This window comes from Mycobacterium sp. E342, from assembly GCF_001667665.1.
Taxonomy (GTDB): Bacteria; Actinomycetota; Actinomycetes; order Mycobacteriales; family Mycobacteriaceae; genus Mycobacterium.
Genome location: NZ_LZJM01000103.1, coordinates 1 through 13602, shown reverse-complemented (window position 1 = coordinate 13602; position 13602 = coordinate 1). Strand labels below are relative to the sequence as shown.

The following is a 13602-nucleotide window of genomic DNA, read 5'->3' as shown; positions in this document are numbered from 1 at the left end:
GGCGATGCGGCGGGTGCTTAACCGATGTTGGGCACGGGTTCCCCCCGCGGGCCACCGTCAAGCGGAATCGCCTCGACGTATCGGTCCTCGTGCGCCCCGCCCTCGCTGATGCCGAACCGATCGTGCAGCCAGGCCAGCGGCCTGGGCGCCCACCAATTCCACCGGCCCATCACGTGCATGAAGGCGGGCACGACGACCATCCGCACCAGGGTGGCGTCGGCGAACACGGCGAGCGTCAGGCCGAGGCCGAACATCCGCATGAACGACACGTGGGCGGCGATCAGCGCGGCGAACGACATCGACATCACCAGTGCGGCGGCGGTGATCACCCGGCCGGTGCGGGCCACCCCGAGCGCCACGCTCTCGTCGTTGGCGGCGTCGGCCTGCTTCGGGCTCGGCGTCGCCGGTCGCGCGGCACCGGAAGTGAGCCAGTACTCCCGAATGCGGGACAGCAGGAACACCTCGTAGTCCATCGACAGCCCGAAGGCGATGCAGAACAGCAGCACCGGCATGTTCGCGACCAGCGTCCCGCTCGGCGTCGTGCCGAACGCGCCGAGATGCCCGTCCTGGAAGATCCACACCAGCGCACCGAACGCCGCGGTCAGCGACAGGATGTTGCAGGCCAGCGCCTTGGCCGGCAGCAGCACGCTGCCGGTGAGTAGGAAGAGCAGCGCGAAGGTGATCGCGGCCATCAACCCGAGCACCAGCGGGAGGCGGTCGGTGACCGCGTCGACGCTGTCGCGGTTGACCTGGGCGACGCCACCCATCGCGACGGACCGCCCCGCCGGCCCGGGCACCTGGTGCAACCGCTTGAGTTGGGCGTCGCTCGCCGCGGAGAACAGCGGCGCGGTGCTGCTGACGGTCAGGAACGCGCTGCCGTCGGCCAGGCCGGTGGCCCCCGTCGGCGGTCCGGTCCGGTTCCCGCCGGCGAACGTCCCGCCGGGGGCCGACACGGCCGCGACGCCGGGCACCCGCGACAGGCCTGCGGCGTAGGAGTCCAGGTCCGCCGGGTTCAGGCCGCGCGCATCCGGGACGACGACCGGCACGGACGTCGCGGAGTCGTTCGCGAAGTCGTTGCGCAACTGATCACCGACCTGGTGCGACGAGGTCGACCGCGGCAGCACCCGGTCGTCCGGGAAACCCCATTTGACGCCCATGAACGGCAGCCCGAGCAGGAGCAGCAGCGCCACGACGGTCAGGCCGATCGGCGCCCAGCGGCGCATCACCAACTTGGTCGACCGGTACCAGAACAGCTCTTCGACGGGCTTGCGTACCGGCTCCGGCCGCCGGAAGGCCCGGCGCATCAGCCGGCGCACGTCGAGCGCGTCCAGCCGGGGGCCCAGCAGCACGATGGCGGCCGGGGTGATCACGATCGAGGCGGTCGCGACGAAGGCCACGGTGGCCACGCCGGCGTAGGCGAACGACTTGAGGAAGTACATCGGGAACGCCACCGTCGCCGACATGGACAGCGCCACGGTGACCGCGGAGAACAACACCGTCCGCCCGGAGGTGGCCATGGTCCGGATCAGCGCCTCGTCCCGGTCGGCCCCTTCGGCCAACTCGTCGCGGTAGCGGCTGACGATCAGCAGCGTGTAGTCGATGGCGAGCGCCAGGCCCAGCGCGGTGCTCAGGTTGAGCGCGAAGATCGACACTTCGGTGGTGAACGTGATCAGCCGCAACACCGTCATGGACCCGACGACGGCCAGCGCGCCCAGCGCCATCGGCAACGCCGCGGCCAGCAGCCCGCCGAACACCCAGATCAGGATCAAAAAGCTCAGCGGCAGCGCGATCATCTCCATCACCAGCAGGTCGGCCTGGTTCTGCGTGTTGATCTGCGCGTACTGCATGGCCGCGCCGCCGGCGCGAACGGTGACCCCGTCACGGTCGTGGACGAATTGGTCGGCGACGGTCTGGGCGTTGCTCTGCGCGTAGTTCTCGCCGCCCTTGAGGTTCACCACGATCAGACCCGACTTGCCGTCGCGGCTGAGCAGGTCGGCGGCCGCTTGGGGTGGGACCGTCCACGGTGACGACGCGTTGTAGACCAGGGGTGACTTCTGCAGCCGGTTGACGAGGTCGGTGCCCACGGTGCGGGCCTGTTCGCTGTCGCTGCCGCCGGGAGCGGTCACCACGATGAGCATCTGCTGACCGCTCTGGCCGAACTTGTCGGTCAGCACCTGGATCGCGCGGGCGGACTCCGAGTGGGGGTCCTGGAAACCGCCGGGAGACAGGCTCTTGGCGACCGGGATGCCGAAGATCGCGGCGGCGACGAATACCAGGACACCGATGGCGATGATGCGGCGGGGCGCCGCGATGGCCATGTGGGCGATCCCCTGCAGCATGTCGACCCTTCCGCCGCCTGTGCTGATCGCGCTGGCCGCTGGCGTATCGGCGACAACCTAACAAACGCTAGTTTTCACGCGTCAAACAGATTCCTCTTCAAGCACGCGTGGGGGCGGCCGTTGGGTTCAACGCGGGCGCTCTAAACCCGTGCCACACTAAGAGTCCGGCCAGAAAGTTGGCCGGCAATTAAGCAGGTCACGGGGCTAAAAGCCGCGCTTGACGGCCCGGAACCTACCCGCCGGTAAATTGCCACCATTTTCCGAATCGTGACTCAAAGATTCCTTAATGGTGGCCCATACGCTCAGTGTCATGTGGATCGACGACACAAGTGCCGACGTCATCAAGGTTGACTTCGAAGCCCTCTACCACGGCGACGTGCTGGTGGAAGGCGAGACCTCCGAGCAGTTCGAAGAACTGCAAGCGGCGAGCTGAGCTGACGCCATGAGTATGCTCGCGCGGCTGTTGATGGCCGAACCCGCTGTCAGTCGATGGTTCCGTCGATAAAGTCTCTCTCCGATACGAAAGCCCCCCGCTTCTCGCGGGGGGCTTTCGTGTTCGGGGGACTCAGCGGGGCGCCATGCGGATGGCACCGTCCAGGCGGATGACCTCGCCGTTGAGCATCGGGTTTTCGATGATGTGCACCGCAAGCGCGCCGTACTCGTCGGGGTCACCGAGCCGGGCCGGGTGCGGCACCTGCTTGCCCAGCGACTTCTGGGCCTCCTCGGGCAGCGAACCGAGCAGCGGGGTCTTGAACAGCCCGGGCGCGATGGTGACCACGCGGATGAGTTCGCGCGACAGGTCGCGCGCGATCGGCAGCGTCATGCCCACCACGCCTCCCTTGGACGCCGAGTAGGCGGCCTGGCCTATCTGGCCCTCGAACGCGGCGACCGAGGCGGTGTTGATGATGACGCCGCGCTCCTCCCCGATGGGCTCGGTCTTGGCGATGCGCTCGGCGGCCAGCCGCAGCACGTTGAACGTGCCGATCAGGTTGACCCCGACCACCTTCTTGAACGCATCGAGCGGGAACGGGCCGTCCTTGGACAGCGTCTTGATGGCGTTGCCGATGCCCGCGCAGTTGACGTTGATGCGCAGCGGGCCCATCGACTCGGCGGTGTCGAGCGCCTTGCCGACGGCGGCCTCGTCGGTGACGTCGGCCTGCACGAAACGGGCGCGTTCGCCGAGTTCTTGGACGGCCTCTTCGCCCCGCAGGTCGATCACCACCACCTGCGCCCCGGCGTCCAGCAGCCGCTTGGTGGTGGCCAAGCCCAGGCCCGAGGCGCCCCCGGTGACGACGGCGACGGCGTCCTTGATCTTCATGCGAGTCCTTTCTTGAGAATCCTTACGAGTCCAGCCAACCAGTTGGTTGGCGACTATACCCAGTCGGCCAGCACGGCTTCGACGTCGGGCAGCGGCGCGGCCGGCGGGCGGGGAACGTCGGGCTTGGTGCGGGAGAACCGCGGTGCCGGCAACGGCTGCAGACCGCCGTCCACGCCGTAGAACGTGTTCCGCTCGGTGATGTGCGGCTCGGTGTGCACCTCGCCGAACGCGAGCACTGGCGTCACGCAGGCGTCGGAATCGGCGAACACCTTCGCCCAGTGGTCGCGGTCGTGCCCGGCGAAGGCCGCCGTCAGCGCCTCGCGCAGCTCGGGCCAGCGGCTGACGTCGTTCTGCGCCGGCAGGTTCGCGGCGTCCAGGCCCAGCCCGGCCAGCATGGCCGCATAGAACTGCGGCTCGATGGCGCCGACGGCGACGTAGCGGCCGTCGGCGCACTCGTAGGTGTCGTAGTAGGGCGCGCCGCCGTCGAGCATGTTGGTGCCGCGCACGTCCGACCACATGCCCAGCCCCCGCATCGCCCACATCATCTGGATCAGCACGCTGGAGCCGTCGACCATGGCGGCGTCGATGACCTGCCCCTTGCCGGAGGTCTGCCGCTCCCACAGCGCGGACAAAATTCCGACCAGCAGGAACATCGAGCCCCCGCCGAAATCGCCGACCAGGTTCAGTGGCGGCACCGGTCGCTCGCCGGCCCGGCCGATGGCATGCAGGATCCCGTTGAGCGAGATGTAGTTGATGTCGTGGCCCGCCTGCTGACTGCGCGGGCCGGCCTGTCCCCAGCCGGTCATCCGGGCGTAGATCAGCCGCTCGTTGACCTCGGCGCACTGCTCGGGCCCGAGGCCGAGCCGCTCGGTGACACCGGGACGGAAACCCTCGATCAACACGTCGGCCTTGGCCACCAGCTGGAGCACGACGGCTCGTCCCTCGTCGGACTTGAGGTCGACGGTCAGCACGCGCCGGTTGCGCAGCATGGCGTCCTTCGCGACACCGCCGGGACCGGTCGATGGCCGGTCGATGCGCACCACATCGGCTCCCAGATCCCCCAGGATCATCGCCGCGTGCGGGCCCGGCCCGATGCCGGCCAACTCGACGACCCGAAGTCCCTTCAGCGGTCCAGCCACGACCCACCGACCTTTCGTCTGCTCTGACGTCCGTTGATGTTGGCATCTTCGCAGCCGCCCGCAACGGGCGCGCAGCCCGGTCACTTAGGGTGAGCCCATGCCGCAATCCGCGATCGACACCCTGACCCCCGTCGCAGGCCTTTCCGTCACGCTGACCGACGGCGTGCTGTCGGTGACCATCGACCGGCCCGACAGCCTCAATTCGCTGACCGTGCCGGTGATTACCGGGATCGCCGACGCGATGGAACGCGCCGCGACGGATCCGGAGGTGAAGGTGGTGCGCCTCGGCGGTGCGGGCCGCGGCTTCTGCTCCGGCGCGGGGATCAGCGCCGACGACGTGTCGGGGACCGGGCTCTCACCGGACGAGATCGTCCTAGAGATCAACCGGCTGATCCGGGCGATCGCCGCCGTGCCACACCCGGTGGTCGCCGTGGTCCAGGGACCGGCGGCCGGCGTCGGCGTTTCAATGGCGCTGGCGTGTGACATCGTATTGGCTTCGGAGAGCGCCTTTTTCATGCTCGCCTTCACCAAGATCGGCCTGATGCCCGACGGTGGCGCGTCGGCGCTGATCGCCGCCGCCGTCGGGCGCATCCGGGCGATGCACATGGCGCTGCTGCCCGAACGCCTCCCGGCCGCCGAGGCGCTGTCTTGGGGGTTGGTCAGCGCCGTGTACCCCGCCGACGAATTCGGGGCCGAGGTGGACAAGGTGATCGCCAGGCTGTTGGCGGGGCCCGTCGCCGCGTTCGGCAAGACCAAGCTGGCGATCAACGCGGCCACGCTCACCCAGTTGGATCCGGCGTTGCAGCGTGAATACGAGGGGCAGGCCGTGCTGCTGCGATCCCACGACTTCGTCGAGGGCACAAAGGCTTTCCAGCAGCGCCGAGCGCCAGAGTTCACCGATCGCTGAGCCCATGGCGCTTACCGGTGGCCCACGCCGGTAATCCTCCCCGCGTCGGGTCCGAATAATTCCGAAGGCGACGGACGGAGAATCCATGGCTGGACAGGTGCGATGCCTGGTGACCGGGGCGACCGGCTACATCGGTGCCCGGCTGGTGCCCCGACTCTTGGACGAAGGCCACCCGGTGCGCGCCCTGGCGCGCAACCCGGCGAAGCTGGCGGACGTGCCGTGGCGGCAGCAGGCGGAGGTCGCGCGCGGCGACCTCAGTGACGTCGATTCCCTGATCGCGGCGTTCGACGGAATCGATGTCGTCTACTACCTGGTCCATTCGATGGGCTCGGCGAAGGACTTCGCCGACGAGGAGACGCGCGCGGTGCGCAACGTCGTCACCGCCGCCCGTCGCACCGGGGTGCGGCGCATCGTGTACCTGAGTGGGCTGCATCCCGAGGGCCGCAAGCTCTCACCGCACCTGGAATCGCGGACGGCGGTCGGCGATGCGCTCATCGCGTCGGGCATCGAAACGCTGGTGCTGCAGGCGGGCGTCGTCGTCGGCTCGGGGTCGGCGTCGTTCGAGATGATCCGGCACCTCACCGACCGGTTGCCGGTCATGACCACCCCGAAGTGGGTGCACAACAAGATCCAGCCGATCGCGGTGCGCGATGTGCTGTACTACCTGGTCGCCGCGGCGACGGCGGCGGTGCCGTCCTCGCGCACCTGGGACATCGGCGGACCCGACGTCTTGGAGTACGGCGACATGATGCGCGTCTACGCCGAAGTCGCGGGGCTGGGCAAGCGCTATCTGATCGTGCTGCCGTTCTTGACGCCCACGATCGCCAGCCTCTGGGTCGGAACGGTGACGCCGATCCCGCCGGGGTTGGCGCGCCCACTGATCGAGTCGCTGGAATGCGACGCGGTGATGCGCAACCACGACGTCGACAGCGTGATCGCGCCCCCGCCGGGCGGCCTGATCCCCTACCGCCGGGCCGTCGAGCTGGCGCTCAGCCGCGCCGCGCGGGGCGTCCCGGAACCCTCGTGGTCGTCGTTGCGGTCCGAACCGGCCGAGGCGCTGCCCAGCGACCCGGAGTGGGCGGGGGAAATCGTCTACACCGATGCGCGCACCGCCCACAGCCCCGCCGAACCCGCCGCGGTCTGGAAGGCGGCGGAGGACGCCGTGACCTCGCGGACGGGCTGGAAGCTCGAGGAGCGTACGCCGGGGACGCTGTTGCGGCTGCGCTCCACGAAGCGGGCGCCGGGACGGGAATGGCTCGAGATCGCGGTCACGCCGCAAGACGGCCGCGGCAGCCGCTACTCCCAGCGGTCCATCTTTTTGCCGAGGGGCATCCCGGGGCGGGTGTACTGGTTTTTCGCGCGGCCGGTCCACGCCGCCCGGATGCGTGCGCTGGCCCGCGAAGTCGTCGGCCCGGCCCGATAGCCGGCGTCAGACCCCGAACATCGGGGGCAGCACGAGGACCATGATCAGCCCCCACACCAGGTGTGTGAGCATCGGCGCCAGGACGCCGCCGGTCGCCCGGCGTTCGAATGCGCACACCGTCCCCAGGATGACCGCGGCGAAGCCGAGCATGGGGTTGCCGCTGGCCAGCGTCGCGCAGGTGTAGAGGACGGTCGAGATCAGGACGGGGTGATGGCGGCCCAGCGCGGTGTAGAGGGCGCCGCGAAAGAACACCTCCTCGGCGACGCCGTTGACCAGGGTGATCGCCACGATCACCGGATACCACCCGTGGTGGGCGTATTCCAGCACCCGGGTGATCAACTCCGCCACCGGCGTGATCTCCCGGGCGATCAGCCCGCCCACCACGAAGACTGCGCCGAGCAGGAGACCGATCGTCGTCCCGGTGATGACCGGCCGTTGATTGCGGCCACGCCAGCAGATGCCGCCCAGGTGCAGCGGGCCCGAGATGAGCCCGCCGGCGAACCACACGCCCGCCAGCGCCAGCGTGAGCCAGTAGAAGCTCGACTCCCCCGGGTGACGCCGCAGCGAGAACGCGAGCGTCGCCGCGCCGACCACCAGCGTGACCGTCACGATGGCGCGCCGGCGTCGCACGACGGCCGGCGACTCATGATGGGGCACAGCGACCTTGTTGAGGGCGCGCCACCACTCGGACAGCACGCCGGTGTCGGACGGGGCGGTTGACTGGCTCATGCGGGATGCACCTTCGGGGTCAGGGCGATCAGGAGGTCGAGGCCGGTTCGAAGCGCGCCGGCGAGCGGACCGGGGACCATGCCCACCAGCCCCAAAGCCGGCCGCACGACGGGCGGGGTGAGGCGGCGGGCCAGGTGGCGGATGCGCCGCGCGTCGCCGCCCGCCCACGCGGGATCGGTGTCGGCGAGGTGATGGGGATCGGCCAGGGCGTTGACCGGGGACGGGCGATTCGGCTGATCGGCCAAGGCTAGGGCAATGGCGTCCTGGACGCCGAGCAACCCACCGGGTGGGTCGGCCACGCGATCGCGTAGGTCGCCCTTCGACGCCACCATCGGGTGATCCAGCGATTCGACCAGATCGCCGGCCAGCCCCGGCGGCACCGGAAGGGCGACGCCGGTGATCAGCGACGCCAGCCCCGTGTCGACCCTGCCCACCGGCAAGCCGGCGTGCCACCTGCCCGAGATGCGCGTATACGTCTTGAGCAGCTCGCGGTAGGACGTGGTGTCCGGGCCGGAGATGTCGTACGCCCCCGCGGGCACCAGGTCGGGATCGGCGGCGGCGACGAGGTAGTGCAGGACATCGCGGATCGAGATCGGGTCGATCGGGTTGTCCATCCAGCTCGGTATGGGGATGAGCGGAAAACGGTCACCGACGTAGCGCATCATCTCGAACGAGGTCGATCCCGCCCCGATGATCATCGCCGCGCCCAGCCACACCACCTCCGGCCCGCCCGGGGTCGTCAGCGCCTCGGCCACCTCGGCCCTGCTCGTGAGGTGCTCGGACAGCACCTCGTCCGCGGGCACGAACCCGCCCAGGTAGACGATGCGTCGCACGCCGGCGTCCCGGGCCGCCGCCGCCAGGTTCGCGGCCGCGGCCTTGTCGGCGTCCCGGAAGCCGGGCTGACCGATGGCGTGCACCAGGTAATACACCACGTCAACGGGCCCGGATTCGGCGAGGGCCGCCCGGGTGGAGGCGGGATCCGCGGCGTCGAGTGCCACCGGTGTGACCTCGCCGAACCATCCGAACCGCCTGAGTCGCGCGGGTTTTCGGGTGGCGGCCACGACGTGGTGCCGGTTCGCCAGCAGCGCCGTGACCAGCCGCGATCCGACATAGCCGGTGGCGCCTGTGACCAGGATCCGCATACCTTGGACACTAGCCCGGCGGCGATGCGCGCAAACCTCGCGGGCACGAGAATCTCTCGTCGCGTACGTAACGCCACGACGCATTTCGGGCCGAATTTCCGCCACGCCGTTACGCTCGCGGGGTTGAACCCCCGCGCCGGCGGCACCGTGGGTACAAGGAACCCTCGTCAAGAGATAGTGGAGACATGTATTACCTGCTGGTCCTGGCGGTCGGCATCGAACGCGTCGCCGAGCTGGTGCTGTCCAACCGGAACGCCCGGTGGTCTTTCGCCCAGGGCGCCAAGGAGTTTGGTCGCCCGCATTACCCCGTGATGGTGCTCATCCACACCGCACTGCTGGTCGGCTGCATTCTCGAGCCGTGGGCGCTGCACCGGCCGTTCATCGGATGGCTGGGCTGGCCGATGCTGGCGGTGGTGGCGCTCAGCCAGGGCCTGCGCTGGTGGTGCATCGCCACACTGGGCCGGCGGTGGAACACCCGGGTGATCGTGCTGCCGAATGCCCCGCTGGTACGCCAGGGCCCCTACCGCTGGCTGCACCATCCCAATTACGTTGCAGTGGTGGCTGAGGGGTTGGCGCTGCCGTTGGTGCACACGGCGTGGCTGACCGCCGCCGTGTTCACGCTGGCCAACGCGGCGCTGCTCAGGGTGCGACTGCAGGTCGAGAACTCGGCCCTGGGCTACACGTGAGCGATTACGACACCGACCTGTTGGTCGTCGGCGGCGGACCCGGGGGTCTGGCCACCGCGTTGCACGCCCGCCGGCACGGGCTCTCGGTCATCGTCGCCGACCCGCGCGAGGGCCCCATCGACAAGGCCTGCGGCGAGGGCCTGATGCCCGGCGGGCTCGCCGAGCTCACATCCCTCGGCGTCGACCCGGCCGGCATGCCCTTTCATGGCATCGCCTATGTCAGCGAACACCGCCGGGCGCAGGCGCGGTTTCACCGCGGGCCCGGCCGGGGGGTGCGACGGACCACGCTGCACGCGGCGCTGGCCGCACGCGCGAAAGAGCAAGACGCCGAATGGCTTCGGGCCCGGGTTACCACCGTGCACCAGGACGCTCGCGGGGTGGCCGCCGCCGGTGTGCGCGCGAAATGGATGGTGGCGGCCGACGGACTGCACTCACAGGTCAGGCGGGCCACCGGAATCGCGGCGACGGCCGGGACACCGCGGCGCTACGGCGTGCGCTGGCACTACCGGGTGCCCGCCTGGTCGGAATTCGTCGAGGTGCACTGGTCGCGTTGGGGTGAGGCGTATGTGACTCCGGTGGAGCCGGACCTGGTCGGCGTGGCGATCCTCTCCCGGGGCCGGCCCGACCTGGGCTGGTTCCCCGGGCTGGCCGGGCGGTTGGAGGGCGCGGCGCGGGGGCCGGCGCGGGGATGCGGCCCGCTGCGGCAGGTGGTGTCCCGGCGGGTCGCCGGGCGGGTGCTCCTGGTGGGCGACGCGGCGGGCTACGAGGACGCGCTGACCGGCGAGGGCATCAGCCTGGCGGTCAAGCAAGCGGGCGCCGCCGTCGCCGCGATCGTCGACGAAACGCCGGCGTCGTATGAGCTTGCGTGGCAACGGATCACCCGCAGCTATCGGTTGCTCACCCGGGGACTGGTGCTGGCCAGCGCCCCGCCGGTGGCCCGCCGCGCCATCGTGCCGGCCTGCACGCTGCTGCCCGGCGTGTTCCAGCGTGGGGTGAACGTCCTGGCGGGTTAGGCCTGATGGTGGCGACCCGTCCCCCGCAAGCGGGAGGTGCCCCCATCGCCCGGCTGCCGCTGACTGTAGCGCCCCGCTTCGCCCGGCTTCGCCGCGCTCGCGATCGCCACCGCCGCGCTCGCGATCGCCACTAACGCGCCTTCCAGACCGGCTCCCGCTTCTCGGCGAACGCCAGCGGGCCCTCCTTGGCGTCCTCGGACCTGATCAGGACGCCCATCTCGGCCATGGTCCGGGCCCAGCCCGCCTCTTCGTCGGTGACGACGCCGTCGTCGACCCCGTAGGCGATGCGCTTGCTGGCCTGCACCGACAGGGGTGCGTTGACGGTGATTCGCGCGGCCAGGGCCAGCGCGGCCTCCAGCACGGTGCCCGCCTCGACGACCTGGTTGATCAGGCCCCACTCGAAGGCGTCGGCGGCGGTGATCGGCTCGCCGGTCAACAGCAGCTCCATCCCCACTTTGCGCGGGAGCTGCTGCACGATCCGGAAGACGCCGCCGGCGGCCGCGATGAGCCCGCGTTTGACCTCCGGCAGGCCGAACTGGGCCCGCTCGTCGGCCACCACCAGGTCACTGGCCAGGGCCAGCTCGGTGCCCCCGCCGAACGCGGTGCCGTTGACCGCCGCGATGGTGGGCTTGTCGATGAAGTGATGCACGTAGCCGGCGAAACCCCACTCACCGTGGTCGGGGTGATACAGGTTCTCCCGACGGGAGATCGCCTTGAGGTCGGCGCCGGCGCAGAACGACTTGTCGCCGGCGCCGGTGATCACCACGGCCCGCACCTCGGGGTCGTGTTGCGCCGCGTCGAGCGCGTCCCCGACGCCGATGCTGACGGCACCGTTGACCGCGTTGCGGGCCTCGGGCCGGTTGATGGTGATCACCATGACGTTGCCGCGGCGTTCGACCAGCACCGCCGGCTGGTCGGCGGGGGCGTCCGTCACAACAGCTCCACGATGGTGGCGTTGGCCTGGCCACCACCCTCGCACATCGTCTGCAGGCCGTAGCGAATTCCCTTGTCCCGCATGTGATACAGCAGCGTGGTCATCAACCGCGCGCCCGAACCGCCCAGCGGGTGGCCCAGCGCGATCGCGCCGCCATTCGGGTTGAGCTTCTTCTCGTCGGCGCCGATGTCTTTCAGCCACGCCAGCGGGACCGGGGCGAACGCCTCGTTGACCTCGTAGGCCCCGATGTCGCCGATGGAAAGCCCGGAGCGCTTCAGCGCCTTCTGGGTCGCCGGGATGGGCGCGGTCAACATGATCACCGGGTCGGCCCCGGCCAGTACCGCGGTGTGCACCTTTGCGATCGGCGTGAGGCCGAGTTCCTTGGCCTTCTCGGCGGACATGAACAGCAGAGCGGCCGAACCGTCGGTGATCTGCGAGGAGTTGCCGGCGTGGATCACGCCGTCCTCCTTGAACGCGGGCTTCAGCGACGCCATCTTCTCCATCGGGGTGCCGCGGCGGATGCCCTCATCCTTGAGGACGACGTTGCCGTCCTGATCCTTGATGCCGACGATCTGGTCGTCGAACGCGCCGGAATCCTGTGCGGCTGCGGCCTTTTCGTGAGAGCCCAGGGAGAACTCATCGAGCGCGAGTCGGTCGAAGCCCCACTGCTCGGCGATCATTTCCGCACCGATGCCCTGGTTCGGCGTCCGGTGGTATCGGTCCTTGAACGCCTGGGGGTACGGATTACCACCGTTGGCCAGCGACGATCCCATCGGCGTCCGTGACATCGACTCGACACCGCCGGCGACGACGACGTCATAGTGCCCGGCGACCACGCCGGCCGCGGCGAAGTGGATGGATTGCTGGCTCGACCCGCACTGGCGGTCGACGGTCACGCCGGGCACGGTCTCGGGCCAACCGGCGGCCAGCAGCGCGGTGCGCCCGATGTCGAGGGCCTGCTCCCCGGCCTGCATCACGCAGCCCCAGATGACGTCGTCGACGATTCCCGGGTCGATACCGGCCTTCTCGACCAGTCCGTTCAGGACCTGCGCGGACAGGTCGGCCGGATGCACCCCGGACAGCCCGCCGTTGCGCTTCCCGAGCGGCGAGCGCACTGCCTCGACGATGACGGCTTCGGCCATGGTTGTGTCTCCTTTGACGCTGGAACCTCAGGTATTGGTGAAAGTGGGGCCTGCGTCGATTGTCAACCAAGGGGTTGGGAGGGCGCGTGGCGGGGTGGGTTTGGTTGCGCGTCGCGGCCGCGCCGAGATTGCCGCAGCGGTCGCGGTCCGCCCGCGAAGCGCGACCCTGGCGGCAATCTCGGCGAAAGGTGAACGCCTAACCGGCGGGGTAGCCGACCGACTTGACCTCGGTGTACTGGTCGAACCCGACTACACCGTTCTGGCGTCCCACCCCGCTGTACTTGTAGCCGCCGAACGGGGTATCGGCGGCGTACGGGGCGCCGCCGTTGACACCCATGAAGCCGGCCCGGATCCGGCGGGCCACCGCCAGCGAGCGCTCCAGCGAGCCCGACATCACGTTGCCGGCCAACCCGTACTTGCTGTCGTTGGCGATCCGGATCGCGTCTTCCTCGTCGTCGAACGGGATGACGGCCAGCACCGGCCCGAAGATCTCCTCCTGGGCGATGGTCATGGAGTTGTCGACGTCGGTGAAAAGCGTTGGCCGGACGAAGAATCCCTTGTCGAAGCCGGTCGGCGCGTCGGGGCCGCCGACCAGCGCCGTCGCGCCCTCCTCCACACCCTTGCGGATGTAGCCCATCACGCGGTTGCGCTACGACGAGGGCGTGGAGATTCTGAAGAGCATCTACGAGAACGTCACGTGCGGCGACCCGCAGGACCCGGGAACGCTGTGCGGTCCGGTGATCTCCGAGGTGCAGCGCAACCGCGTGATGGGCTACATCCGCAAGGGTGTGGAGGAGGGCGCGACGGCGCTGGTCGGCGGCCCCGACGCG

Annotated in this window: 13 protein-coding genes and 1 pseudogene; 6 read left to right on the top strand and 8 right to left on the bottom strand. The window is 69.7% G+C overall.

The window, feature by feature from the left end; translation table 11 throughout:
• Positions 1-17: 17 nt before the first annotated feature.
• Entirely contained in the window at positions 18-2339 is a 2322-nt protein-coding gene (locus A5692_RS07050; RefSeq protein WP_068053926.1) for an MMPL family transporter, read from the bottom strand.
• Positions 2340-2649: 310 nt separating this feature from the next.
• On the opposite strand from A5692_RS07050, the gene A5692_RS30120 reads away from it, so the two are divergent.
• Positions 2650-2772 (top strand): hypothetical protein, encoded by a 123-nt coding sequence (locus A5692_RS30120; protein WP_085981634.1) that lies wholly within the window; start codon positions 2650-2652, stop codon positions 2770-2772.
• Positions 2773-2904: 132 nt separating this feature from the next.
• Here the strand turns inward: A5692_RS30120 and A5692_RS07045 are convergent, their stop codons facing one another.
• Both A5692_RS07045 and A5692_RS07040 read right to left on the bottom strand, forming a co-directional pair.
• On the bottom strand, positions 2905-3657 hold the full coding sequence (locus tag A5692_RS07045; protein ID WP_068053923.1) for a 3-hydroxyacyl-CoA dehydrogenase: 753 nt from the start codon (positions 3655-3657) through the stop codon (positions 2905-2907).
• Positions 3658-3710: 53 nt separating this feature from the next.
• Positions 3711-4796 (bottom strand): CaiB/BaiF CoA-transferase family protein, encoded by a 1086-nt coding sequence (locus tag A5692_RS07040; protein ID WP_068053920.1) that lies wholly within the window; start codon positions 4794-4796, stop codon positions 3711-3713.
• 97 nt (positions 4797-4893) lie between these two features.
• Between A5692_RS07040 and A5692_RS07035 the strand changes: the two genes are divergently transcribed.
• Together A5692_RS07035 and A5692_RS07030 are read left to right on the top strand one after the other, a co-directional pair.
• Entirely contained in the window at positions 4894-5703 is an 810-nt protein-coding gene (locus A5692_RS07035; RefSeq protein WP_068053918.1) for an enoyl-CoA hydratase, read from the top strand.
• 85 nt (positions 5704-5788) lie between these two features.
• On the top strand, positions 5789-7126 hold the full coding sequence (locus A5692_RS07030; protein ID WP_068053916.1) for a DUF2867 domain-containing protein: 1338 nt from the start codon (positions 5789-5791) through the stop codon (positions 7124-7126).
• A gap of 6 nt (positions 7127-7132) precedes the next feature.
• On the opposite strand, the gene A5692_RS07025 is transcribed toward A5692_RS07030, so the two are convergent.
• A complete protein-coding gene (locus tag A5692_RS07025; protein ID WP_068053913.1) occupies positions 7133-7855 on the bottom strand; it encodes a CPBP family intramembrane glutamic endopeptidase in 723 nt (240 codons plus the stop codon).
• Complete coding sequence (locus A5692_RS07020) at positions 7852-8997, bottom strand: NAD(P)H-binding protein (protein WP_068053908.1); 1146 nt, start codon at positions 8995-8997, stop codon at positions 7852-7854. Before A5692_RS07020 ends, A5692_RS07025 begins: the two co-directional genes overlap by 4 nt.
• Before the next feature lie 185 nt (positions 8998-9182).
• Between A5692_RS07020 and A5692_RS07015 the strand changes: the two genes are divergently transcribed.
• Positions 9183-9683: an isoprenylcysteine carboxyl methyltransferase family protein gene (locus tag A5692_RS07015; RefSeq protein ID WP_068053905.1), complete on the top strand. Its 501-nt coding sequence runs from the start codon at positions 9183-9185 to the stop codon at positions 9681-9683.
• On the top strand, positions 9680-10696 hold the full coding sequence (locus A5692_RS07010; RefSeq protein WP_068053903.1) for an NAD(P)/FAD-dependent oxidoreductase: 1017 nt from the start codon (positions 9680-9682) through the stop codon (positions 10694-10696). Before A5692_RS07015 ends, A5692_RS07010 begins: the two co-directional genes overlap by 4 nt.
• Before the next feature lie 130 nt (positions 10697-10826).
• On the opposite strand, the gene A5692_RS07005 is transcribed toward A5692_RS07010, so the two are convergent.
• The 3 genes and pseudogenes from A5692_RS07005 to A5692_RS06995 form a co-directional block, all read right to left on the bottom strand.
• A complete protein-coding gene (locus A5692_RS07005) occupies positions 10827-11630 on the bottom strand; it encodes a crotonase/enoyl-CoA hydratase family protein (RefSeq protein WP_082962435.1) in 804 nt (267 codons plus the stop codon).
• Positions 11627-12772 (bottom strand): thiolase family protein, encoded by a 1146-nt coding sequence (locus A5692_RS07000; protein WP_068053900.1) that lies wholly within the window; start codon positions 12770-12772, stop codon positions 11627-11629. Before A5692_RS07000 ends, A5692_RS07005 begins: the two co-directional genes overlap by 4 nt.
• A gap of 196 nt (positions 12773-12968) precedes the next feature.
• Positions 12969-13418: pseudogene (locus A5692_RS06995) on the bottom strand (aldehyde dehydrogenase family protein); the annotation flags it as partial.
• Positions 13419-13434: 16 nt separating this feature from the next.
• Here A5692_RS06995 and A5692_RS06990 point away from each other — a divergent pair.
• Positions 13435-13602: aldehyde dehydrogenase family protein (locus A5692_RS06990; protein ID WP_369830272.1), on the top strand; the 168-nt coding region annotated here is incomplete at its 3' end.